Below are 23,114 nucleotides of genomic sequence, written 5' to 3'. Positions count from 1 at the left end.
CGTCTCAGCAACTGAAACGCGCCTATCGGTTTCGAGCCTCGTCCGATCAGCCGATGGCTGCTCAGCAGGGTTGGCGGGTCACCGGGCGACGGGTCGGTGGGTGCGACGAGACGGGGCCGCCGGCGGTGCGCCGACGGCCCCGTACCCGGTCACCGGGTCAGTTCAGATCGAACTGGCCCTTCTTGGCGCCGGTGATGAAACCGAGCCACCCCGCGCGGTTGAACAGCAGCACCGGGCCGCCGCGGTCCTTGCTGTCGCGCAGGGCGACCGCCGACGGGCCGGTGGCGAGCGGGGCGACCTCCACGCAGTTGGAGGTCTGGCTGCGGGTGCTGGTACGCCACGGGGCGTCCGCCAACGAGTGGGCGGAGACGGACGGCGTGTTGCGGATGTCGTTCATGGTTCTGCTCCTGATGTGCAGCGATCCGATGGGACGAGTGGTGCCGCACGCCCCGACGGAGGTCCCCCGTGGATCACCGGTCCGTCAGTCGCCCCGAACCCTGGCGGCGTTGGGTCGGCGCCGTTGCCGGCCCGAACGCCACTGTGGATGGGGGCGTCGCCTCGGTCAGCCGTCCCGCCGCCTCGATCAGCCAGGAGAGGGTGTCCGAGGCGTTAAGTGCCGCCGTGCATAGCCACTCGAACACCACTTTATAGCGATTTAGCGTGATTACCTCGGTCGACATGACGTCGGTGAAGCCACCTTCGATGGCCAATGTCTCCGGATCGAGGGGATCGGCGAACCGATAGACCGAGAACGCGGTCGGCGGAAGGAACCAACTGCCGATCTGGGTGTCCCGGAGCAGCACGTGCAGGGTCACGTTCGGCAGCAGGGCCAGCTCGCAGAGTTGGAGCAGCTGCTCGTGCAGCACCTCCGGCGGCCCGGCCCGGCGGCCGAGAGCGGCCTCCTCCAGCACGGCGGTGTAGCGGGGAGCGTGCGGCTCCCGGGTGAGCAGCGACTGGCGGGCCAGCCGGGCCTGCACCTCGGTCTCCGGCTCGTCGCCGGGCTCCGGCTCGCCCGCGCCCGCGTTCACCTGGCGGGCCGACACGATCCGCAGCTGGGCGTACCCGGGGGTCTGCAACAGGCCCGGCACCAGCACCGGGTTGTACTCGGAGATCTCCGCGCAGCCTGCCTCCAGCTCGGCCCAGCCGCGCTGCTGCTGCGTCATGACCGGGAAGTTCTTCAACCAGCCGCGCATGTCGCCGGCCTCGTTGGTGATGCCCAGCAGCTCGTCGTGCAGCGCCTGGTCGGCGCCGTAGAGGTCGAGCAGGTCGCCGACGTCCTGCGGGTCCGGTCGGCTGCGGCCGTTTTCCAGGCGGGACAGTTTGGACGCGGAGGCCCAACCGATACGCTCGATGACCTGATCGCCGGTGAGACCCGCGGCCTCACGCAGGCGGCGCAGCTCGATGCCCAACCGGCGACGACGCAGGATCGGGCTGGGTGCGGCAGGAGGCACAGTGTCCTCTTTCCCGTCGACCGCCGCAGACGCGACGGTAACTGTATGAAATTCGCCCCCCACGGTCAGTATGGACGGCGCGACCGGTGTCGGAGGTTCCGGCGAGGGCGTGTCTTGCGAAAATCGGACCACGGGAATGCCGGACGACGACGGACCCGCGGTCGCGGCCGTCGACCTCGCCCACCTGGGCACGCCATCCCGCCGGAGGGACCCATGCGCACGATCCTGCGCCGACCCGACTTCCGTCTGCTCTTCGGCGGCCTGCTGGCCAGCATGACCGCCGAGTCGATCCTGCTGCTGGCACTCGCGATCTGGGTCAAGGATCTGACTGGCTCGAACGGGTTGGCCGGTGCCACGATCTTCGCGGTCATCGCGCCGATGACGCTGGCACCGCTGGTCGGCTGGGTCGTGGACCGCTACCCGCGCCGACCGTTCTTCGTCGCCGCGAACGTGGTGACCGCAGCCCTGCTCACCCCGCTGTTCACCGTCCACGACGCGGGAGACGTCTGGGTCGTCTACCTGGTGGCCGCCCTCTACGGACTCTCGTCCATCACGCTCGGCGCGGCGCTCAGCGGGCTCATCCGCGAGTTGGTGCCGGTCAAGCTGCTGGCCGAGGCGAACGGCGTACTGCAGACCGTACGCCAGGGGATACGACTGGTCGGCCCGCTGGTGGGCGCGGCCCTCTACGCGGCGCTCGGCGGCTGGGCGCTGGCCGGAATCGGCATGGTCGGATTTCTGACCGCGGCGGCGGTGGTGACCGCGCTGCCCGCCCCGCAACAGGTGCCCGCGACGGTACGGCTGCGGTGGCCGGCCGAGCTGGGCGCCGGCCTGCGGCACCTGGCCGGCGAGCCGGCCCTGCGGCGGGCCCTGCTCGGCTACGGGCTCGGCTCACTGGTGATGGGCTTCAGCGAGTCGCTCATCTTCGCCTACGTGGACCAGGGGCTGAACCGGGATGCCGCGTTCGTGGGTGTGCTGGTCACCGTGCAGGGCGTTGGCGGTCTGCTCGGCGGACTCTGCTCACCGACGCTGGTCCGCCGGCTCGGAGAGGTCGGCACGCTCGCCGCCGGGGTCGCCTTCTTCTCGCCGGCCGCGCTTGCGCTCGCGTACCCCGATCTGCGGCTCGGGTTCGCGGCGGTGCTGCTGGCCGGGGTCTCGCTCCCGCTGACGATGGTGGGATTGCACACGCTGATCCAGCGCCGCACGCCGCCCGCGCTGGTCGGCCGGGTCGCCGCCGCCACCCAGGCGGTGGTCAGCGGGCCGCAGGCTTTCTCCATCGGGGCGGGTGCCCTGCTGGTCGGGTTCCTGGACTACCGGCTGCTGTTCGCGCTGGTCGGGGTGGCCACCCTGGCCGCCGGCAGCTACCTGTGGCGGGGTCGCCACCTGAGCGCGCCACCCGGGGCACCCGCACCGACGCCACCCACCCGCCCGACGCTCCCGGCGCCCCGCCGACCGGTTGAGGACACCGACCGGCCCGGCCTTCCGGCACCCGCCGACCGTCGCCACCGTGACCCGTGCCCGGACACGACGAACGGCCGCCCCAGGTGGGGCGGCCGTGCGCCGAGAATGAACCGGCAGATCAGGCGTTGAGGGTTTCCAGGTGCTGCTTGACCTGGGTGATCGAGGGATTCGTCAGCGCGCTGCCGTCGGCGAAGCGCAGCGTCGGCACCGTCTGGTTACCGCCGTTGACACTCATCACGAACTCCGCGGCCTTCGGGTCCTGCTCGATGTCGACCACCTCGTAACCGATGCCCTCCCGGTCGAGCTGCGACTTCAGCCGGTGGCAGTAGCCGCACCAGGGGGTGGAATACATCGTCAACATGGTCGGATCCTCCAACTCCTCCGGCCGCGGCTTGCCGATCAAGCCGAGGCTGTTCGCTGCAACGCTGGGAGGAGCTGAGATGATTCCTGGTTGTGGTGGTTCACTCAGCGTCGGAACAGGTGCTCGCCGGGCTGGACCCGGAGCAGCGCGCCGCGGTGACCGCACCCGCCGGCCCGGTCTGCATCCTGGCCGGCGCCGGCACCGGCAAGACCCGCGCGATCACCTCCCGAATCGCCCACCGGGCGCTCTCCGGGGAGATCTCCCCCCGACACGTGCTCGCTGTCACCTTCACCGCCCGCGCCGCCGCCGAGATGCGGAGCCGTCTCACGGTGCTCGGGGTGGGTGGCGTCCAGGCGCGGACGTTCCACGCCGCCGCGCTGCGTCAGGTGCGGTACTTCGCGCCCCGGCTGCTGGCCGGGCGTGCCATGCCCGAACTGCTGGACAGCAAGGTACGACTGGTCACCCTCGCCGCCGCCCGGGTCGGCCTGCGTACCGACCGGGCCGCCGCCCGCGACCTGGCCGGCGAGATCGAGTGGGCGAAGTCGTCACTCGTCGAACCGACGGACTACGTGGTGGCCGCGGCCCGGGCGCTGCGCGACACGCCGCACGAGCCGGCGAAGGTGGCCGACGTGTTCACCGCGTACGAGCAGCTCAAGCGCGCGAACGGCGTGATCGACTTCGAGGACATGCTGCGGGCCGCGGTGTGGGGGATCGAGGAGCACCCGGACGTCGGCGAGCAGGTCCGTGGCCAGTACCGGCACTTCGTCGTCGACGAGTACCAGGACGTCAACCCCCTCCAACAGCGGTTGCTGGACGCCTGGCTCGGCGGCCGGGACGACCTGACAGTGGTCGGGGACGCCAGCCAGACGATCTACTCGTTCACCGGGGCGACGTCGGCGTACCTGGTCGACTTCCCGCGCCGACACCGCCACGCCACGGTGGTCCGGTTGGTCCGTGACTACCGCTCGACCCCGCAGGTGGTCGGGCTGGCCAACGCGGTGATCTCGCAGGCCCGGGGCACCGAGGCGCGCCTGCGCCTGGAACTGATCGGGCAACGTCCCCCGGGGCCGGTGCCGGACCTGCGGATCTTCACCGACGAGCCGGCGGAGGCGAACGCGGTGGCCGCGCGCTGCCGGTCCCTGATCGACGCGGGCACCCCGGCGAAGGAGATCGCCGTGCTGTTCCGGGTCAATGCGCAGTCCGAGGCGTACGAGAAGGCGCTCACCGAGGCCGAGGTGCCGTACGTCGTGCAGGGCGCGGAGCGGTTCTTCGAACGGGCCGAGGTGCGCCAGGCGATGGTCGCGCTGCGTGCCGCCACCCGCTCGATCCCGGGCGAGACACCGTTGCCGGCCGCCGTCATCGAGGCGCTCACCGCCGTCGGCTGGACCCCGGACACCCCTCCGGCCGGCGGTGCCGCCCGCGAGCGGTGGGAGGCGCTGTCCGCGCTGGTCCAGCTCGCCGAGGAGTACGCGGCGACCCCCGAGCTGGTGCCGATCGGCGAGGCCGCCTCGGTGGAACGCCCGGTGACCCTCACCGACTTCACCGAGGAGCTGGCCCGCCGGGCCGCCCAGCAGCACGTACCGACCGTGGACGGCGTGACGCTGGCGTCCCTGCACTCGGCCAAGGGTCTGGAGTGGGACGCGGTCTTCCTGGTCGGCCTCGCCGAGGGCACCCTGCCCACCACGTACGCCAAGACCGTCGAGCAGGTCGAGGAGGAACGCCGGCTGCTCTACGTCGGCATCACCCGCGCACGCGAGTGGCTCTGGCTGTCGTACGCGGCCGCGCGGTCGCCGGGCGGACGGGCCCGGCGGCCGTCGCGGTTCCTGCCCCAACTGGACCGCTCCGGCGGCACCGAACGGGCGAGCGGCGATACCGGTCCGGCCCGCCGTCCCGAGCGGCGGCGCACCCAGATCGTCTCCTGCCGGATCTGCGGCGCCACCCTGCTCGCCGGCCCGGACCGAAAGCTCGGCCGCTGCCCCACCTGCCCGTCCGACATCGACGATGAGCTGCACGAACGGCTGCGCGAGTGGCGGCAGCGGGTGGCCGGTGCGCAGAAGGTGCCGGCGTACGTGGTCTTCACCGACGCGACGCTCGTCGCGTTGGCCGAGCGGCGGCCGGCCCGGTCGGAGGAGCTGATCGCCATCGCCGGTATCGGCCCCCGCAAGCTGGGCCTCTACGGGGAGTCGGTGCTGGCCCTCGTGGCAGGTGCCGGGGTGGACGATGTCTGCCCGGAGAAAACTTTCGAAATCTCGTCGTAAATTCGTTTGCCCTCGCCCCGGCGCGAGGAATAGCCTCAGGACACACCACGCGAGCGGCGCCATTCCGGCTGCTCACGGGGGCGGTCCGGTCGATTCGAGGAACGTGAGGGAGGTGGCCACCGTGAAGATCTTCACCTATGAGCGTCTGACGGCGATGCCGTCTGTCTGCGCTCCGCTGTCGGCTGTCCGGGTGGCCCTCACGGCTGCACGACCGTCGGTTCCGCAGGTGCACCAGGTTCAGGCCGAGCTGACCCTGACCGTCGCGCCCGTCGGAGTCGAGGGGACCAGTGGCACCACGGGCATGGACATCAATGACGTCAAGAAGCGCATGGATGTCCGCGGCGTTCCACCTCGAGGTAGACCGGTCTGACCATCAGACTCCGGCTCACCTCGAGGCCGCGGAACCCGCTTACCGGGATCCGCGGCCTCAGTTTTTTGCCCGCCGTAAGTACGTCGGAATGCGATCCACGAGATCGAAGTGAGAGAGAGGTGACCGGGAGATGAGTCTGGCGTTGGCCCCCCTCGACATGAGCGTCGAGATGGAGGCGAACCTGCCCTGCCGGAAGTTCGACCCCGACCTGTGGTTCTCCGACTCGCCCACCGAGCTCGAGCTGGCCAAGTCGCTCTGCGGGGACTGCCCGCTGCGCGTCGAGTGCCTGGCCGGAGCCGTTGAGCGGGCGGAGCCCTGGGGCGTCTGGGGCGGCGAGATCTTCGAGCGTGGCGCGGTTGTCCCGCGTAAGCGGCCCCGTGGCCGTCCGCGTAAGGAGGACGTCGCCCGTGACGCCGCGCTTCGGGTCGAGGCCGAGGCGCGCCTGGCAGCCAGTGGGCTGTCCGAGGTGCGTGGCGCGGTCCGGCTGGCAGCCTGACATGTTCCCGACCCGTTCCAACGACGCCGGTGTCGTACCGGCAGTGAGTGAGAAGACGATGTTGAACATTCCGAGTGGAGCCTTCGAGATGCAACTACTCAACGAAGCGTTGACCAGGGCTCGAATGCGCCGGCCTCAGGCCGGTCGTACCACCACGAGCACTGAGGCAAACCGATCCGCCCGTACCGTCGCCATGACCGGCCGCAATCAGGCGGCTCGCGACCTAGGCGTTCTCTAGTACCACTCCACTCAGAAGGGCGGGTGCCGACCGGCACCCGCCCTTCCTCACGTTCTCAGCTCCTCATGTTTTCAACGACCCGGCCTCGGCCTGCTCAGGCGACCGGGGCGAAGCCGGGCAGCCAGCGCTCCAGGATGCTCCGGTAGGGGGCCTTCGCCTCCAACTGGCAGAGCACCCCGATCGACCCGAGCGTCACCCGGTGGATCAGCAGGTACGACGGTGGCAGGTTGAGCTGCCGGCTCAGCTGGTACGTGGGGGAGCGAGGGCTGGCCAGTCGACCCGCCTCGGCCCGCAGCCAGGCTCGGGTGAACCGGAAGCCGTCCGCCGCGATGGGCTCCAGCATGGGGCGGATGAAGTCGAGCACGCCCTCGGCGTCGATCTCGTCGGCCGAGCCGATGAACCCCTCCGACCGCAGCCCCGCCACGACCTCGTCGGCGTTGCCGCGCAGGGCCATCGCGGCGATCCGACCGATCGGCTCCGGAGTGCCCTCCGGCATCCGGGCCACCGCCCCGAAGTCGATCACGCCGAGCCGACCGTCGGGCAGCAGCCGGAAGTTTCCCGGGTGCGGGTCGGCGTGCAGCAGCCCGGCCCGCTGCGGCGCGGAGAGGTGCAGGGTGGCCATCAACCGGCCGGCCTCGTTCCGATCCTCCTCGGTGCCCTCCCGGATGATGTCGGCCAGCGGCGTGCCCGTCACCCACTCGGTGACCAGCACCCGGGGCGAGGCGTTGACCACCACCGGGATGTAGATCTCCGGGTCGTCGGCGTACGCGGCCGCGAAGGCGCGCTGCGACTCGGCCTCCAGCTCGTAGTCCAACTCCTCGGTGATCCGTTCGCGCAGCTCGGTCAGGAGCGGCTTGACGTCCAGGCCGGGCTGGATGGCCCGGAACATCCCGCCCAGTCGGGAGAGCTGCTTGAGGTCGGCGAGCAGGGCGTCGCCGGCCCCCGGATATTGGATCTTGACCGCCACGTCGCGGCTGTTCGGTGCGCCCGCCGCGTCGAATCCCGGCTCGCGCCAGCGCGCCCGGTGCACCTGGCCGATGCTCGCGGCGGCGGCCGGGACGTCGTTGAACTCGACGAACAGGTCCCGCCAGTCGGGGCCGAGCTGCTCGGCGAGCACCTTGTGCACGCTGGCGGCCGGCAGCGGCGGCGCCGCCTCCTGCAACTTCGTCAACGCCTGCCGGTAGGGCGCGGCGATCTCCTCCGGCAACGCCGCCTCGAAGACCGACAGCGCCTGGCCGAACTTCATCGCCCCACCCTTGAGCTGACCCAGAACGCTGAACAGCTGCTCGGCGGTGCGCTGTTGGATCTCCGCCGAGATCACGTCGGAGGCGAGCCCGGTGACGCGCTTTCCCATCCCGAGAACGGTCCGGCCGGCGAAGCCGAGCGGCAGGGCGGCGAGCTTGGCGGTGCGGGACACGGCGCGGCGCGGGATGTCGGTCACCCGGTCATTGTTACCGACCGGAGGGCCCCCCTGCTGCTCTGCGGCCGGGCTGGTGCGGACACTCGACCCTTCGAGCACCCGCACGCCGGGTGTGGCGGCCAACCCCGACGACGGAAACGGCCGGGACCGGCGATCTCCATGGCACCACCGAGCGTCTCCGGCTGGCCTCCGTCCAGCTGCGTCAGCGCCTCGGCCAGCGCGTACCCGCAGGCGGCGAGCAGGGCGCCGGTCGTTCCGGCGGCCACCGGGTCGGCTGCGGCGAGTTGAGCGGCGAGCCGCGGCCAGTCCGGGTCGCGGTCGGCCCGGTGCAGCTCGACGCAGTGCAGGCAGGGCCCGGCGGGCGGACGGACCAGTGGCCCGATCACCGGTACGCCTTCGCGGAGTGTGACGAGCAGGTGCGGCTGCCGGCGCTGGGCGAGACCGGCGGCGAGCAGCGCGGGAGGCCGGTCCATGCCGAGCTGGATCACCAGTTCGACCCGCCCGGCGCGGCTCGGGTGGGTGCCGGTGCCCGGCGCCACGCGATCGACAACGGCCCGCACCGCCGGTGCCAGCGGGCGACCCAGGTCGGCGGCGGGGATGCCCGTGCCGATCAGGTCGACGGCGCGTACCGGGCCGGTGAGCTGGGGAATCACCTGCCCCACGCCGGACTGGGCCAGCGCCACCGCCAGGGGCCCGCCGAGCGCCCCGGCACCGGTGAGCAGGACGCGGGCCGCTCGCCGCCGACGCAGGACCTGCGCCGGGGTGCCGGGCAGCCGGGTGGCGGTCAGGGCCAGCGCGCCGGCCTCCGCCGCGAGTCGGGCACGGACCGGGCCGGTCAGGTCGCGGGGGAGCAGGCTGTGCGCGGGCACCAACAGGCCGGCGGCCCGCAGCGCGTCGAGCAGGGTACGCGCGTCGTTGGCGCTGACGTGGGCGGTCGTCGCCTCGGCCAGCACGGTGCGCTCGCTGCGGGTGCCGTCGAGCAGGTCGAGCAGGTGGGCCGCGCGGGGGTTGGCCAACTCCAGCAGGACTGCCGGACCGGGGCCGACGCCGAGCTGGAGGGTGTGCCGGTCCCGCCAGAGCCGGTTGAGGCCGGGCAGCAGGGTGGGGCGGGGCAGTGCGGTGCGGCTCATGTCACGAATCGTGACCGCGTCTTCGCGCTCGGTCGATCGTTGTCCACAGGCGGCCAGGCCGCTGTCCAGCGCTATCCACAGGATCTGGCGGGTTTTCCACAGCCTGCCAGCCGTGTTGTCCGTCACCCGACAGGCCGCCACCAACGCCGGTGTCGTCGAGTCGCCGATCGGCAACGGGGGTGGGGTGGCCACCGGCCACCCCACCCCCGTTCACCCCGTTCGGGTCAGACCTTGGCCTTGCCCAGGATGCGGTTCACTGTTGTTCCGCATACCGGACACTTGCCCTTGGCCATGTTCATCCCGGTCTTCGAGACCTCGACGTGCCCCTCGAAGTCCCGCTTCTCCTTGCACTTCACGCAGTAACCGTTGTAGGTCGTCTGGGCCTGGTCGGCCACGGTGCCCTCCTCGTCTCGTCCGCCGGTCAATGCCGTTCCGGCGGGGTGCCCGGCGGCGGGCCACACGGGGCGCCGGCGCTGGGTCTCACTCCGCGGCCACCTTCGTGACCGCTGGTCCGCGGACCCTACCCAGGTCTGGGCAGTTCCATGTCAGCTGTGCATCGACACTGTGAGCAAGTCGACGTCGAGAGTGTGCATGGCGAAATAGGTCGGATAAGTCAGTTTGGCGGGGACACGCCGACCAAACCCTGACAGCCACCCGTGCGAGTGCCCCCGCAGGGGCATCCGGGACGGTGATCACCTACGGTGGGACGTGCCGCGTACCCGCGTCATCGGCGTTCACGAAGGGTGACGAGATGGCGCGACGGCGCATCAGTCAAGAAATTTTCGGGACGCCTGGCGACCAATCACCATTTTCTGGGCGCGTGTCGTGCGGTTGACTCTTGCGGACCCCTGGTCAGTGGGCATTAGCTTTCCTTCGTGACACGTAGCCGAGGCTGCGCGGGCCAGTGATGGCGGGGACGCGCAAGCCTGTCGTCGAGGTGCGGCGCAGCCAGCGTCGACGACGCACGGTGTCCGCGTACCGTGACGGTGAGCGAGTGGTCGTCCTCATCCCCGACCAGTTCTCCCGCGCCGAGGAGAGCGAGTGGGTCGACCGGATGCTCGCCCGACTCGCCGCGCGCGAGGGTCGACTGGCCCGCTCCGACGCCGAGCTGCTGGCCCGCGCCAACCGGCTCATCGACCTCTATCTCGCCGAGTACCCCGCGAAAGCGGTCCCGGCCAGCGTCCGGTGGGTCACCAACCAGAACGGCCGGTGGGGTTCCTGCACTCCGGCCGACCGCAGCATCCGCATCTCGCACCGCGTCCAGGAGATGCCCGAGTGGGTGATCGACTACGTGTTGCTCCACGAGTTGGCGCACCTCATCGTGCCCAGCCACAACGCCCGGTTCTGGGCGCTGGTCGGTCGCTATCCCAAGGCGGAACGCGCCCGCGGCTACCTCGAAGGGGTCGCCGCCGCCTCCTGCACACCCTGATCAACACGCCCGCCCCTGGGGCCTTCGCGCGAGGCCGCCCCGTCGGACGCCGGGTGCGGCGCGATCGACCTAGATCCACTCGCGTTCCTGAATACCGCGCCATTGATGGCCCTCGGACGCCGCGACTTCAACGAAGCCGAGTCGATCACGCCGGTGGGTCGGGCCTGGTGGCCGGGTCGGGCCGGGCCGGGTGGCGGTACGGGGTGGGGCGCTAGGGTCGGGGGATGGCGCGACGGGTGGTGGTGGCGTTACTCGGGCCGGTGCACTGGTCGCCGCCGGGCGTCGACCTGGCGGAATGGCGAGCGGCTCTCGCGGAGGACGTCATCGACCTGCTGGCCACGCTCAACGAGGTGGAGGTCGCGGTAGCGGTGACCCCGGCCGACCGGGCTCTGGCCGACGCGCTGGTGTGGCCCGGCACGGCGGTGTACGAGGTTGCCGAGCCGACGCCGAACGCCGTGTTCGCCGCGCTGGAGGGGTACGAGGTTGCCGAGCCGACGCCGAACGCCGTGTTCGCCGCGCTGGAGGGGTACGACCAGGCGGCGGTGCTGGTCAGCGACGTGCCTGACCTGCCCGCCCTGACCGTCGGCAAGTTGCTGCGCCCACTCACCACCCGACCGGTCGCGGTGGCTCCGGTCGAGGGCGGCGGCCCGGGCCTGCTCGGGGTCGCGGTACGACTGCCCGCGCCGGAATGGCTGCCGACGCTGGAGTTGGACACGGCGACGCCGGCCGAGGCGCGCGCCAACGCCCCGCGCCCGGGTGACGTGGCGGTCACCGCCGGGTGGCGACGACTGCGGGGCCCGGCCGATCTGGCCACGCTGGACCCGGCCTTCGAGGGTTGGGAAGCGACCCGCGCCCTGCTCTCCGGGTCGGCCCGACCCGCCTGAACCGTCAGCCTGGCCTGCCCCACGATCCGGCGGCTCCCGCTGGCCTGCCGGACACGCGCCCGGGGCGCCCGCTGTCGATCATGCGGGAACCCCGGGCGTAGGCCGTTGATGCGCGGACGTCAGGACTTGGCGTCACCCTCGCCGTCGGTCTCATCCGACGGACCGGACTGACCCGAGGGGCCGGGCTGCCCCGGCTGACCGGGGGCCTTTTCCTCAACCCCGCCGGGGGCGGTGAAGTCGAAGTTGTCCAGCTCGCTGAGGTCCATGTCGTTCATCGCGAAGGCGACCGGGTCGGCGAAGTCGTCGTCCGACGGGAGTAGGTCCGGGTGGCCCCAGACCGCGTCGCGGCCCTCGATGCCACGGTGCTGGGTGAGGGCCGCCCAGAGCGCCGCGGCCTCGCGCAGCCGGCGGGGACGCAGCTCCAAGCCGACCAGGGCGGCGAAGGTCTGCTCGGCGGGACCGCCGGCGGCCCGACGGCGGCGGAAAGCCTCGCCCAACCGGACGACGTTGGGTAGCCGGTCGCTGGCGGCGCTGTCGACGACGTGGCACACCCACCCCTCGACCAGGGCGAGCGCGGTCTCCAGGCGGGCCAGTGAGGCCTTCTGCGCCGGGGTGTCCTCCGGGGTGAAGATGCCCTCCAGGGCGATCGCCTGCATCGACTCGGGGTCGGTCGGGTCGACCCGACCCATCGCCTCCTCGATCGCCTCCCGGTTGACCCGGATGCCCGAGGCGTACATCTCGACCGCGCTGAGCACGTGACCACGCAGCCACGGGACGTGCTGGAACAGCCGCTGGTGGGCGGCCTCGCGCAGCGCCACGTAGAGGCGGACCTCGTCCTCGGGCAGTTCCAGGCCCTCGCCGTACGCCCGGATGTTGGCCGGGATCAGCGCGGCCGTGCCGGCCGGGCCGAGCGGGAGCCCGATGTCGCCGGCGGAGAGCACCTCCGCGGCGAGCGAACCGAGGGCCTGGCCCAACTGGCCGCCGAAGAGCGCGCCACCGAGGGAGGCCACCATCGACTGCATCGGGCCGAGCTGGGCGCGCGCCTCCGGTGGCACCAGGTCGCCCATCGCGCCGACCATCCGGCTGGCGACGGGGTCGCACAGCTTGCGCCACACGTCCAGCGTCTTGAAGATCCACTCGTTGCGGTTCCACGCAACGGGGTTCTGGATGCCGGAGGGCCACGCCGAGGCGGGCTCCAACCACAGGTCGGCCAGGCGCAGCGCCTCCTCGACCGCGTTGCGTTCGTACATCGACACCGCCGGGTCACCGGCGGCCGCGAGCTGGCTGGCCGCAACCTGCCGGGCCAGGTCCCAGTTGACCGGCCCGCTGCCCGGCGCCGAGAGCAGGTGCTGCAACTGCGACATGAACTGCTGCATCTGCGCGGGATCGTTGGGGTCTGGTGGCTGCCCACCCGGGAGCGCGAAACCGAACGGAATATCAGGCACGACATCTACGGTACGCGGACCGCGCCCCAGGTCGCCGCCGCTGGCGTTGCGCTGAGGGCGAAGTCGCGCGGCGCATTCGCCGGGTGACCCGTGCCCGGTCGGTACGCTCTGCGGCATGAGACGTCGTGGCCTGACGGTCCTGCTCGGTGCCCTGTTCACCGCCCTGCTGAGCATCGGGGTGCTCCGGGTGCCGATTCCGTACGTGGTGCTGGGCCCGGGTCCGACCGTCAACACCCTCGGAACGGCCGACGGTAAGGAGGTCATCCAGGTCTCCGGTCGGGAGACCTCGACCTCGGCCGGCCAGTTGCGGCTGACCACGGTGGGGGTGCAGCCCACGGTGCGGTTGCGGGGGGCGATCGCGGGCTGGTTCTCCGACGACGAGGCGGTGGTGCCGCGCGAGCTGGTCTACCCGCCGGGGGAGTCGACGGAGCAGGTCGAGCAGCGCAACGCCGAGGACTTCAAGGCGTCACAGACCAGCGCGGAGACCGCCGCGCTGCGGAAGTTGGGCTTTCCGGTGCAGGTGGTGATCAAGACGGTGGCCGGGGACGGCCCGTCGGCCGGAGCGTTGAAGGCGGGCGACGTGATCACCTCGGTCGACGGCCAGCCGGTGCCGGTGGCCGCGAAGGTCACCGAGCTGGTCCGGGCGAAGCCGGCGGGCACGGCGTTGACCATCGGCTACACCCGTGACGGGGTGCCGGCTACCGCGACGGTGACCAGTCAGGAGCAGGACGGCCGACCGCGGATCGGTGTCGAGATCGATCAGCAGCAGCCGCATCCGTTCACGCTCGGCATCGACCTGGGCGACATCGGTGGGCCGAGCGCCGGTCTGATGTTCGCCCTGGGGATCGTGGACAAGTTGACCCCGGCCGACCTGACCGGCGGTCAGGTCATCGCCGGTACCGGCACCATCGACGACGAGGGTGCCGTCGGCCCGATCGGCGGTATCGCCCAGAAGCTGGTCGGCGCCAAGCGCGCCGGGGCCAAGGTCTTCCTGGTACCGGCGGACAACTGTGCCGAGGCGGTCCGCAATCCGCAGCCCGATCTGCCGCTGTTGCGGGTGGGCTCGTTGGACGAGGCGATGACTGCTCTGGAGACGTTGCGAGCGGGTGGTCAGCCGACGCGTTGCTGACGGGTGTGACCGTGCCCCGACACGCTCAGGAACACCCCGTACTCTGGGTGCCTGGTCGGAGCCGATCATATCGAGCGTGCGGAGCCAACAGTGGTCATGCGTAGCAGCAGCCCCCTTCCGAGGATGAGCCGGCGCGGGCGCGTCACGATCGCCGTCCTGGTCGGGGTGTTCGTGCTCTTCACCCTGCTCGGCTGGGGTGTGCAGGCGTGGACCGACTGGCTCTGGTTCGACGAGGTCAACTACACCGAGGTCTTCACCGGCGTCCTGCTCACCCGGCTGGTGCTGTTCCTCGCCATCGGCCTCGGCATGGCGGTGATCGTCGGCGGCAACCTGTGGCTGGCCTACCGGCTGCGCCCGCGACTGCGTCCGCACTCGATGGAGCAGGCGACCCTGGAGCGCTACCGGATGGTGCTCACCCCGCGGCTGGGCACCTGGATCTCGCTGACCGCCGCGGTGGTCGGGCTCTTCGCCGGCCTCTCGGCGCAGAACCGGTGGAACCAGTGGCTGCTCTTCCGCAACGGCGGTGACTTCGGGATCAAGGACCCGGAGTTCGGTGTCGACATCGGCTTCTACGTGTTCCAACTGCCGTTCTGGCGGTACCTGCTCGGGGTCGCCTTCACCGCTGTGGTGCTGGCCGTGATCGGCGCGCTGGCGGTGCACTACCTCTTCGGCGGTGTCCGCCTGCAGGGCGTCGGTGACCGGATGAGCAACGCAGCCCGCGCCCACCTGAGTTCCCTGGTCGCGGTCTTCGTGCTGTTGAAGGCGGTCGCGTACGTGCTGGACCGGCGGGCGATGCTGCTGGAGTACAACGAGGGCGCCAAGTTGTACGGCGCCGGCTACGCCGACGTCAACGCGTTGCTGCCGGCGAAGGAGATCCTCGCCTACATCTCGATCGTGGTGGCGATCGCGATCATCGTGTTCTCCAACGCCTGGATGCGGAACCTGGTCTGGCCGGGCATCTCGCTGGCGCTGCTCGGCGTGTCCGCGGTGGCCATCGGCGGCATCTACCCCTGGGCGGTGCAGACCTTCGAGGTCAAGCCCAGCGCCAAGGACAAGGAAGCGCCGTACATCCAGCGCAGCATCGACGCGACGCGGGCGGCGTTCGGGCTGGCGGCCACCGAGACGACCCCGTACGCGGCGAACAACCTCACCCCGCCGGGGAACCTGGCCACCGACACCTCGGTGGTGTCGAACGTACGGCTGCTCGACCCGCAGCTGGTCAGCGAGACGTACACCCAGCTTCAGCAGGTGCGTGGCTTCTACGACTTCGGTCCGAAGCTGGACATCGACCGGTACGGGGTGAACGGCAAGGTCTCCGATTACGTGGTCGGCGTCCGGGAGATCAACTACGGCGAGCTGACCGACCAGCAGAACACCTGGATCAACCGGCACACCGTCTACACCCACGGGTACGGGCTGGTGGCCGCGCCGGCCAACCAGGTGGTCTGCGGTGGGCAGCCGTTCTTCGTCTCCGGCTTCCTCGGCGAGAAGACCCAGGAGGCGTGTTCCTCGCAGACCGAGCAGATCCCGGCCAAGCAGCCGCGCATCTACTACGGCGAGCGGATGGAGGCCGACGACTACGCCATCGTCGGGCAGTCCGACCCGGACAAGAAGGCCGAGTTCGACCGGCCGGTCGGTGAGGGTGGCGGCGAGTCCTACACCTACACCGGCGAGGGCGGCGTCAAGATCGGGTCCTTCACCCGGCGACTGCTGTACGCCATCAAGGAGCAGGAGTCGAACTTCCTGCTCTCGGAGGCGGTCAACAAGGACTCCAAGCTGCTGTACGTGCGTAACCCGCGCGACCGGGTGGAGAAGGTGGCGCCGTTCCTCACCCTGGACGGCGACCCGTACCCGGCGGTGGTCGACGGTCGGGTGCAGTGGATCGTCGACGGTTACACCACCGCGGCCTCCTATCCGTACGCGGAGAGGGTCAACCTGCAGACCGAGACCACCGACGAGTTGACCAACCGGGGCACCTTCCAGCTGGCCCGGGAGGACGTCAACTACATGCGTAACTCGGTGAAGGCCACTGTCGACGCGTACGACGGCACCGTGACGCTCTACGAGTACGACGACACCGACCCGGTGCTCAAGGCGTGGAACAAGGCGTTCGGCGGTGACCTGGTCAAGCCGAAGGCGGACATCCCGGTGGAGCTGAACGAGCACTTCCGCTACCCGGCGGACATGTTCAAGGTGCAGCGCAACCTGCTCACCAAGTTCCACGTCACCAACCCCGGCGACTTCTACTCCGCGCAGGACTTCTGGCAGGTGCCCAACGTGCCGGACGCCCCGGACAGCGGTCAGAAGCAGCCTCCGTACTACCTCTTCACCCAGTTCCCGGGGCAGGAGAGCCCTCGGTTCCAGCTCACCTCGGCGGTCACCCCGAACGGCCGGCAGAACCTCGCCGCGCTGATCTCCGGGTCGTACGTCGACGGGAAGCCCCGGTTGGAGGTGCTGGAGTTGCCGGATCAGACCCGGATCTCCGGCCCGGTGCAGGTGCACCAGCAGATGACGAACAACGCGAACATCCGTCAGCAGCTGAACCTGCTCTCCAGCAATCAGGCGCAGGTGCAGTACGGCAACCTGCTCTCGCTGCCCTTCGCCGACGGGATGCTCTACGTCGAGCCGGTCTACGTGAAGAGCAACCAGCAGGACGCGTACCCGCTGTTGCAGAAGGTGCTGCTCTCGTACGGTGACGGTGGCTCCTTCGTGGCGCTCGCCGACAACATCAACGACGGCATCAAGCAGTTGGTCGAGCAGGGTAAGAAGGCGGGGCAGGGCACGTCGCCGCCGCCGACGACCGGGGGCAACCCGACGACACCGACCCCGACGCCGACTCCTTCGGGGACGGCGGCGCCGACGCCGACCCCGAGCGCCGGCACCCCACCGCCGACCGGTGACCTGGCCGCCGCCGCGGACCGGGTGCAGACCGCGATCACCGAGGTCCGGGCCGCGCAGACGTCGGGCGACTTCGAGCGGTACGGGCGGGCGCTGAAGGCCCTCGACGAGGCGCTCACCGCGTTCCAGCAGGCGCAGCAGGCAGCTGGTGGGTCTGGTGCCAGCCCGAGTGCCGGCGGCTGACCCGGCACTCCCGGAAGTACGTCTCGGAGCCCTCGTCGTCGGACCGCACCGGTCCGGACGGCGGGGGCTCCGCCGCGTCCGGAGCTGTGCCCGGCTGTCACGTCGCTGACAGGCGCGGACGGCCCGCAACCTGCGGCACTGGCCCGTCGTCCTCATCTGCAACGGGGTGCGACGAGGGGGAGCAGTGGTGAGGGACGCGCAGAGCTTCGATGACTTCTACCGCAGCACGGCCCGGCGGATGATGCGGTACGGCTACGCGGTCGCCGGCGACTACACCGAGGCGCAGGACCTGGTGCAGGAGGCGTACACCCGGGCCTGGCGGCAGTGGGGGCGGCTGTCGTCGCATCCGGCGCCGGAGGCGTGGCTGCGGCTGGTGGTGTCCCGGCTGGCGACCGACCGCTGGCGGCGGCTGCGCGGTCTGCGCGGCGCGTTGCGGTTGGCCGGGCCACCGCCGCCGGTGTCGCCGCCCAACGAGGACAGCGTGCTGCTGGTCCAGGCGCTGCGTCAGGTGCCGGCGACCCACCGGCGGGCGTTGGCGCTGCACTACCTGTTCGACATGCCGGTCGAGGAGATCGCCCACGAGATCGACGTGCCCGTCGGCACGGTGAAGTCGTGGCTGTCCCGGGGCCGGGCCCGACTCGCCGCGTTGTTGCCCGATCTGGCTGCCGTGGAACTGGAGGCCACCGATGTCGCGTGAACTGTCCGAGCTGTACCGGTCCCTCGCCGCCGACGCGGATGCTCGCGAACTGGGCCTGCCCGACGTGCTGCGGCACCAGGCGGACCGCCGGGCCCGTTTCCGGGCGGCCGGGAGCACCCTCGCCGTGGCGCTGGTGGTGGTGGGCGCGGTGATCGGAACCCAGGTGGTCACCCGGCCGCCGACGTCCGTACCGTTGCCGGCCGGCACGCCGACGCCGTTGGTGTCGGCGTCTCCGAGCGTGCCGGTTGCTCCGTCATCGCCGCCCGTCTCGCCGACGACCCCCGGCCGCTCCCCGGGCACGTCGACGGCTCCGGGTGGTACCGGCACACAGCCGCCCAGGACGCCGACCAACGTGCCGGATCGGGCCTTCTATGCGGTCCCGTCGGCCAACCAGACCGGCATCGCGCCGCAGTTCCGGGACGAGGCCGTGCTGCCGGACCTGTGCGGCGCGGACATCGGGAGCGGGTCGGTCGTGCACCGCCGCACCCGGCTGCTGATCTACAAGCTGCCGCAGACCCCCAAGGGGTACGTCCCGGACGGCACCTACACGCACTCGATCACGATCTACCGGGCCGGGCGCGCTGACGACGCGCTGGACGAGTTGCGGCAGGCGGTGCGGGACTGCCCCGAGCAGAGGCTGCCGGGCGGCGACGCGGCGGCGCGGAGCCGGCAGCGGCTGCTCCCGGACAGCGGGTTCGGCGACGGGTCGGTGCTGTTCGAGATGCGTAGCGCGGGTCAGGACGTCAACGGCGACCCGACCGGTGTGCAGGACGTCCGGTTGGTCCGGGCGATCCGGGTCGGCGACGTGGTGACCATTCTCTGGGAGCAGGGCTGGGAGAACACCTCCAGCCAGCGGGCGCAGGTCGACGCGGACAGTCGCCGGGCGGTCGCTGCCATCCGGAAGTGGCTCGGCTGACCGGGGTGTGCCGGCGGATTCGGATGTCGTTTTGCGGGGCCCGGGGGTGGTGCGCTACGGTTATCGAGCCGACGCGGGGTGGAGCAGCTCGGTAGCTCGCTGGGCTCATAACCCAGAGGTCGCAGGTTCAAATCCTGTCCCCGCTACGAGAGAAACACAGTTCGAAGCCCGCCTCCGGGTCACCGGGGGCGGGCTTCGACGTTGCGGGGGCGCCGGGGCCGCGGCGGTTGGTGACCCCCACTGATCATGACTGGGACGGATGGGATAGTCTTAACCAGTCGACGCGGGGTGGAGCAGCTCGGTAGCTCGCTGGGCTCATAACCCAGAGGTCGCAGGTTCAAATCCTGTCCCCGCTACCACGGAAAGTGATATGAGTCCGGCCCCCACAGTGTGGGGGCCGGACTTGTTTGGTGCCGCTGCGACACGGGCGCTCCCGGGAGGGGCCGGCACCGTTCAGGCACCGGCCCCCAGGCGGGTGCTACCGCAGGCCGAAGGCCCGGGTGACGGTCTGGGTGACGCCGCCACCGTTGCGTTGCGTGGCGGTGACCCGGATCGACACGAAGTCGGCCCGCTGCGGGGCGTTCAAGGACGCCTGCCAGGCGCCCTTCTTCTCCCGCAGGTCCTGCCGCTGCCAGGTCGCCCCGTCGTCGTAGGAGACCTCCAGCTGGAGCGACGACACGGCGTCCCGGGCCGCGGCGCTGCCCACCACGACGGGCGTGATCGCGAAGTCGGTTCGGCGCTTCGTCCGACCCGCGAAGTCCACGTCCGTCCCGTAGTCCAACTGGACCAGCGGGATGGCGTGCACCTCCGAGCTGCCGCCGGAGACGAACCTCCACTCGGTGTGCGTGGCGGTCGAGTACGGGCTGAACTCGGGCTTGCCCGTGGTCTCGACGACCAGCCGGTACGGCAGTTTCTCCGGCGACAGGTCACCCGCGCCGACCTCCGGCCAGCCGTTGAACTGGGTCAGCTGCTTGTCGCCCTGATAGAACGTGACGAGCTGCGGCATGCTGGCCCCGCCGCTGTGTGCGGCACCCGCGTCGCCGAACCCCTGGATGTAGGCGCTCATGCCGGTCTCGCCCCGGAACGGGATCTCGGTGCTGAGCAGCCGTGGTCGGGTGATGGGCCCGAACCAGCGGTCCTCCTGCACGCTGCCCGGCCGGTAGGCGATGGCCTCCGTGTTGGACCGCGCCCAGTCGGCGACGTCGGCGTACTGCATCCACCTGACGCCGCCACCCGCGGAGACCCAGTCGGTACGCGGCCCCGGCGCGACCGGCTCCCACGAGAACGGCCGTGCTGCCGCGTACTCGTACGGTGGGAAGTCCACCCGCGTCTCGCTGGACTGCTTGCCCGGCGGCGGGGAGAACGTGAGATCGATCCGGGCGAGGTTGCTCGGGTCGGTCTTGGCGGACGGGTCCCTCGGCACTCCGCCCATGTGGTAATCCACCAGGTCGTACAGGTACTTCGCCGTGGGGTGGGCGACGACGACCAGTCGTAGCGGCTTGCGGCCGGCAGCGCTGATCTTCTGGATCAACGCCTCGCCCTCGTCCATGGTCACCGAGGCCACCGGGATCGGTCCGGTCGTCACGGCGTCGGGGTTGCCGTACCAGTCGCTCTTGCGGCCCGCGCGGTCGTTGACCACGACGAGCATGGTCGCGCCGGCGGTGTGTGCGGCCGCTGCCTGATCCGTGGGGGTCACCGATTCGTTGGCGCGGATCACCACGGCCCTGCCGCGGGCGGCGAGGCCGACGTAGTCGGCGGTGCCGCCGGCACCCGCGAAGACGGCGTCCAGGCGCGAGGTGCCGTCGGGCAGCGGCGGGGAACCGGGCTGGGCGAGCGGGTCACTGAGCTGCCGGCCGGGGTAGCCGATGGCCAGCGGCGTCTGCGCGGCGCGGATCCGGGTGGTGAAGACGAAGCTGCCCTTGCGCACCTTGTTCCCGGTCGGTAGGGCCCACAGGCTGTCGTAGGCGGCGCCCGGCCAGAACGTCTCGCGGAGGGCGTTCCAATCGGTGGGTGTCGGCTCGCTCTCGGTGAAGGAGCGGTAGACGTCGATTCGACTGTTGACGACGGCGGTCGGCTGGGGTGTCGCCACCTTCACCTGGCGGGCCCGCGCGGCGTCGAGGTCCACGACCCGGTCGGTGCTCAGGTCGACCTCGGGAGCGGTCAGCATCGCGAGCCCGAAGGAGCGGGACCCGTGCAGGCCCTCCACGTCCGCCGCCGCCACGACGGTGTACGAGCCGGGCGCGAGGCGGGCGGTGAGCTTTCCGCCCGGCACCCACATGAAGGCCGAACCGGTTTCGGCGTTGACGACCTCGACCTCACCGCTCATGGGTCGGCCGGCGCGGTCCTTCAGGTGGATGGTGAGGTTGTGCTTCTTGGACTCCACGGCGAGCCCGACGGCAGTGTGCACCTCGCCGGTCGCGAACCGGGCCGTGACCTGGGCGGAGTACCTGCCGGCGGGAAGGCCGGCCGGGGCCACCACCACATCGACAGTCGCGCTGGCGCGAGCGGGCACCGTGACCCGGTCGGCGGTTGCCGTGAACGTCTGCGCGGGGGAGGTGCCCTGGTCGACGGAGAGCGCCAGAGTGATCGGGCTGTCCGTCGTGTTGGTGTAGGTGATCGTCCGCTTGATCGGCTGTGGGGTGCTGCCCGGCGACCACCCGACGAGTCCGGCGTCCACCGACCCGGTCGCGATGACCTGGCCCTGGTGGTAGGCGGCGGCGACGTTCAACCGACCGCTGCCGGCCTGGTAGGCGTCGTAGTCGGGCGTGCGGACGCTGGTGCTCATCAGCGCGTCCTTGATCTGCCGCGCACTCCAGGTCGGGTGCTTCTGCGCCAGCAGCGCGGCCGCCCCGGCGACATGGGGTGCCGCCATCGAGGTGCCGCTGTCGACGTAGTAGTAGCCCTCACCCCAGGAGATGTGCTGCGAGCGGGCCGCCAGCACGTCCACCCCGGGAGCGGTCATGTCGGGCTTGAGCGCCTCGTCGTTCATCCGGGGCCCGACGCTGGAGAAGCCCGCCAGGTGGTCGGAGGTGTCCACCGCGCCGATGGTCAGCGCGGCGTCCGCGGTGCCCGGCGCACCGAGGGTGTACGGATCTGGTCCGCTGTTGCCGGCGGCCACGACGAAGAGCGCGCCGGTCTCGGCGGTCAGCTGGTTGACGGCCTGGCTCAGCGGGTCGTCCTGGGTGTGCCACGCGCTCACGCCGAGGCTCATGTTGATCACCTTGGCGTGCTCGGTCCGCGCGGCCCACTCCATGCCCGCGATGATCCCCGAGATAGATCCGCTGCCGTACTCGTCGAGGACCTTGCCGATCACCAGGTCGGCGGCGGGGGCCACCCCCCGTTCCTTGCCGCCGGAGGCGGCGCCCGTCCCGGCCACGGTGGAGGCGGTGTGGGTGCCGTGCCCGTTCCGGTCGATCACGTCCTGGCCGGGGATGAAGCTCCGGGAGGCCACCACCCGGTCGGCGAGGTCCGGGTGGGTGGTGTCCACGCCGCTGTCCAGGACGGCGACCCGGACACCGTCGCCGGTGCCACCTGCGGCCCACGCCGCGGGCGCGCCGATCTGGGCGGTGGTGTCGGCCAGGGTGGCCGTTGCCTTGCCGTCGAGCCACACCTTGTCGATGCCGGCGGCGAAGGAGGGTGCCGGGGTGGCAGCGCTACGGGCGGTCGGCGACTGTCCATCGGTGAGGGCCGACCAGAAGTCCGCGGCCTGTGACCGGCGGGTACGCAGCGCCTCACCACGGACGGAGGGAAGCTCCTGCGTGGTCTGCGCGCCCGGCAGCGTGCTGCTGGTCCTGGCCTTGGCCGAACCCGGCGTGCGGGTGACGATCAGGGGGAGTTCGGCGCTGCGCGCGTCGTCGTAGCCCTGGGCGATGAGCTGGGTGACGTCGAACAGCTGCTTGTCGAGCCGGCCGGTGGCGAGGTAGGGGACCGCCTCGTCCGGGTACACGTAGGTGTCCCGGCCCTCGGTGGAGATGCGCACGGAGCCGGTGGCGCCCGGTGCGCGCTTGACGTCCACCGAGGGGGTTGCACCGTGGACGCCCGGGGTCACCGTCACCCGGTCGCCGGTGATCAACGTGACAGTGGCAGGGGTGCGGTTCGCGTCGCCGCTCGGCGCGGGTCTGCTCGGCGGCGACGGTGGAGGCGGCGGGGCGCCGTGCGCCGCCGTGGGGGTGAGGAGAGCGGCGACGACTGTGACGCCGACCGCTGCCGCCACAGATCTTCGGGTACGAGAGATCCGCGCACTGTGTACAGAGTTGACCATGAGGCGAATCCGATCACCTCAAGACATTCATGTAAAGATCATCGTCTTTACCGAGGCGTTGCGATCACGTTGCGCGCCGGCCGAAGCGTT

General features: G+C 71.1%; 18 protein-coding genes and 2 tRNA genes. 12 read left to right on the top strand and 8 right to left on the bottom strand.

The features are described 5' to 3' along the window. Positions 1-157: 157 nt before the first annotated feature. Both QSK15_RS13965 and QSK15_RS13960 read right to left on the bottom strand, forming a co-directional pair. Positions 158-397: a DUF397 domain-containing protein gene (locus QSK15_RS13965; protein WP_030337575.1), complete on the bottom strand. Its 240-nt coding sequence runs from the start codon at positions 395-397 to the stop codon at positions 158-160. Positions 398-470: 73 nt separating this feature from the next. After that, positions 471-1,451: a helix-turn-helix domain-containing protein gene (locus QSK15_RS13960; RefSeq protein ID WP_285794630.1), complete on the bottom strand. Its 981-nt coding sequence runs from the start codon at positions 1,449-1,451 to the stop codon at positions 471-473. Between the two features lie 213 nt (positions 1,452-1,664). On the opposite strand from QSK15_RS13960, the gene QSK15_RS13955 reads away from it, so the two are divergent. Next, positions 1,665-3,038, top strand: a complete 1,374-nt coding sequence (locus QSK15_RS13955; protein WP_502889586.1) for an MFS transporter — start codon at positions 1,665-1,667, stop codon at positions 3,036-3,038. Here QSK15_RS13955 and QSK15_RS13950 read toward each other — a convergent pair. After that, positions 3,028-3,270: a mycoredoxin gene (locus QSK15_RS13950; RefSeq protein ID WP_030337579.1), complete on the bottom strand. Its 243-nt coding sequence runs from the start codon at positions 3,268-3,270 to the stop codon at positions 3,028-3,030. The two genes, QSK15_RS13955 and QSK15_RS13950, sit on opposite strands and share 11 nt — an antisense overlap. 92 nt (positions 3,271-3,362) lie before the next feature. On the opposite strand from QSK15_RS13950, the gene QSK15_RS13945 reads away from it, so the two are divergent. From QSK15_RS13945 to QSK15_RS13935, 3 genes are all read left to right on the top strand, one after another. Then, positions 3,363-5,528, top strand: a complete 2,166-nt coding sequence (locus QSK15_RS13945) for an ATP-dependent DNA helicase UvrD2 (RefSeq protein ID WP_285794629.1) — start codon at positions 3,363-3,365, stop codon at positions 5,526-5,528. Between the two features lie 121 nt (positions 5,529-5,649). Next, on the top strand, positions 5,650-5,898 hold the full coding sequence (locus QSK15_RS13940) for a hypothetical protein (protein ID WP_285794628.1): 249 nt from the start codon (positions 5,650-5,652) through the stop codon (positions 5,896-5,898). A 130-nt stretch (positions 5,899-6,028) separates the two neighbouring features. Continuing rightward, positions 6,029-6,394 carry a WhiB family transcriptional regulator gene (locus QSK15_RS13935; protein ID WP_030337583.1) on the top strand — a complete coding sequence of 122 codons (366 nt, stop codon included), beginning with the start codon at positions 6,029-6,031 and terminating at the stop codon, positions 6,392-6,394. A 332-nt stretch (positions 6,395-6,726) separates the two neighbouring features. Here the strand turns inward: QSK15_RS13935 and QSK15_RS13930 are convergent, their stop codons facing one another. The 3 genes from QSK15_RS13930 to QSK15_RS13920 all read right to left on the bottom strand — a co-directional run bounded on the left by QSK15_RS13930 (position 6,727) and on the right by QSK15_RS13920 (position 9,577). Then, complete coding sequence (locus tag QSK15_RS13930; RefSeq protein WP_285794627.1) at positions 6,727-8,073, bottom strand: ABC1 kinase family protein; 1,347 nt, start codon at positions 8,071-8,073, stop codon at positions 6,727-6,729. Beyond that, positions 8,070-9,182 carry a TOMM precursor leader peptide-binding protein gene (locus tag QSK15_RS13925; RefSeq protein WP_285794626.1) on the bottom strand — a complete coding sequence of 371 codons (1,113 nt, stop codon included), beginning with the start codon at positions 9,180-9,182 and terminating at the stop codon, positions 8,070-8,072. Before QSK15_RS13925 ends, QSK15_RS13930 begins: the two co-directional genes overlap by 4 nt. Positions 9,183-9,406: 224 nt before the next feature. Continuing rightward, entirely contained in the window at positions 9,407-9,577 is a 171-nt protein-coding gene (locus QSK15_RS13920) for a DUF5679 domain-containing protein (RefSeq protein ID WP_167457767.1), read from the bottom strand. 512 nt (positions 9,578-10,089) lie between these two features. Between QSK15_RS13920 and QSK15_RS13915 the strand changes: the two genes are divergently transcribed. Both QSK15_RS13915 and QSK15_RS13910 read left to right on the top strand, forming a co-directional pair. Beyond that, a complete protein-coding gene (locus tag QSK15_RS13915; protein ID WP_285794625.1) occupies positions 10,090-10,611 on the top strand; it encodes a M48 metallopeptidase family protein in 522 nt (173 codons plus the stop codon). A gap of 224 nt (positions 10,612-10,835) precedes the next feature. Continuing rightward, positions 10,836-11,495 carry a hypothetical protein gene (locus QSK15_RS13910; protein WP_285794624.1) on the top strand — a complete coding sequence of 220 codons (660 nt, stop codon included), beginning with the start codon at positions 10,836-10,838 and terminating at the stop codon, positions 11,493-11,495. Between the two features lie 119 nt (positions 11,496-11,614). Here the strand turns inward: QSK15_RS13910 and QSK15_RS13905 are convergent, their stop codons facing one another. Further along, on the bottom strand, positions 11,615-12,871 hold the full coding sequence (locus tag QSK15_RS13905; RefSeq protein ID WP_285795119.1) for a zinc-dependent metalloprotease: 1,257 nt from the start codon (positions 12,869-12,871) through the stop codon (positions 11,615-11,617). 184 nt (positions 12,872-13,055) lie between these two features. Here QSK15_RS13905 and QSK15_RS13900 point away from each other — a divergent pair, with 184 nt between their 5' ends. From QSK15_RS13900 to QSK15_RS13875, 6 genes are all read left to right on the top strand, one after another. Then, the gene (locus QSK15_RS13900) at positions 13,056-14,069 is read left to right on the top strand and encodes a YlbL family protein (RefSeq protein ID WP_285794623.1); all 1,014 of its coding nucleotides are present in this window, start codon (positions 13,056-13,058) and stop codon (positions 14,067-14,069) included. Positions 14,070-14,165: 96 nt separating this feature from the next. Further along, positions 14,166-17,150: a UPF0182 family membrane protein gene (locus tag QSK15_RS13895; RefSeq protein ID WP_285794622.1), complete on the top strand. Its 2,985-nt coding sequence runs from the start codon at positions 14,166-14,168 to the stop codon at positions 17,148-17,150. Positions 17,151-17,337: 187 nt separating this feature from the next. Next, the gene (locus QSK15_RS13890; protein WP_285794621.1) at positions 17,338-17,847 is read left to right on the top strand and encodes an RNA polymerase sigma factor; all 510 of its coding nucleotides are present in this window, start codon (positions 17,338-17,340) and stop codon (positions 17,845-17,847) included. After that, entirely contained in the window at positions 17,837-18,763 is a 927-nt protein-coding gene (locus QSK15_RS13885) for a hypothetical protein (RefSeq protein WP_285794620.1), read from the top strand. The genes QSK15_RS13890 and QSK15_RS13885 overlap by 11 nt, the downstream gene beginning before the upstream one ends. A gap of 72 nt (positions 18,764-18,835) precedes the next feature. After that, positions 18,836-18,909: transfer RNA gene (locus QSK15_RS13880), tRNA-Met, on the top strand. Between the two features lie 136 nt (positions 18,910-19,045). Continuing rightward, positions 19,046-19,122: transfer RNA gene (locus QSK15_RS13875), tRNA-Met, on the top strand. A gap of 119 nt (positions 19,123-19,241) precedes the next feature. Here QSK15_RS13875 and QSK15_RS13870 read toward each other — a convergent pair. Further along, positions 19,242-22,976: a S8 family serine peptidase gene (locus QSK15_RS13870; RefSeq protein ID WP_285794619.1), complete on the bottom strand. Its 3,735-nt coding sequence runs from the start codon at positions 22,974-22,976 to the stop codon at positions 19,242-19,244. Positions 22,977-23,114 lie beyond the last annotated feature (138 nt).

Source organism: Micromonospora sp. NBRC 107095, from assembly GCF_030269705.1.
Lineage (GTDB): Bacteria > Actinomycetota > Actinomycetes > Mycobacteriales > Micromonosporaceae > Micromonospora > Micromonospora parva.
Note: the sequence above shows the minus strand (reverse complement) of the source record. Positions and strands in the feature narration are given on the sequence as shown.

Coding starts and splice junctions, on each gene's coding strand:
- QSK15_RS13935 (WP_030337583.1), top strand. CDS start 6,029: ATGAGTCTGGCGTTGGCCCCCCTCGACATGAGCGTCGAGATGGAGGCG.
- QSK15_RS13955 (WP_502889586.1), top strand. CDS start 1,665: ATGCGCACGATCCTGCGCCGACCCGACTTCCGTCTGCTCTTCGGCGGC.
- QSK15_RS13925 (WP_285794626.1), bottom strand. CDS start 9,182: ATGAGCCGCACCGCACTGCCCCGCCCCACCCTGCTGCCCGGCCTCAAC.
- QSK15_RS13885 (WP_285794620.1), top strand. CDS start 17,837: ATGTCGCGTGAACTGTCCGAGCTGTACCGGTCCCTCGCCGCCGACGCG.
- QSK15_RS13895 (WP_285794622.1), top strand. CDS start 14,166: ATGCGTAGCAGCAGCCCCCTTCCGAGGATGAGCCGGCGCGGGCGCGTC.
- QSK15_RS13950 (WP_030337579.1), bottom strand. CDS start 3,270: ATGTTGACGATGTATTCCACCCCCTGGTGCGGCTACTGCCACCGGCTG.
- QSK15_RS13900 (WP_285794623.1), top strand. CDS start 13,056: ATGAGACGTCGTGGCCTGACGGTCCTGCTCGGTGCCCTGTTCACCGCC.
- QSK15_RS13905 (WP_285795119.1), bottom strand. CDS start 12,871: ATGCAGCAGTTCATGTCGCAGTTGCAGCACCTGCTCTCGGCGCCGGGC.
- QSK15_RS13915 (WP_285794625.1), top strand. CDS start 10,090: ATGGCGGGGACGCGCAAGCCTGTCGTCGAGGTGCGGCGCAGCCAGCGT.
- QSK15_RS13910 (WP_285794624.1), top strand. CDS start 10,836: ATGGCGCGACGGGTGGTGGTGGCGTTACTCGGGCCGGTGCACTGGTCG.
- QSK15_RS13965 (WP_030337575.1), bottom strand. CDS start 397: ATGAACGACATCCGCAACACGCCGTCCGTCTCCGCCCACTCGTTGGCG.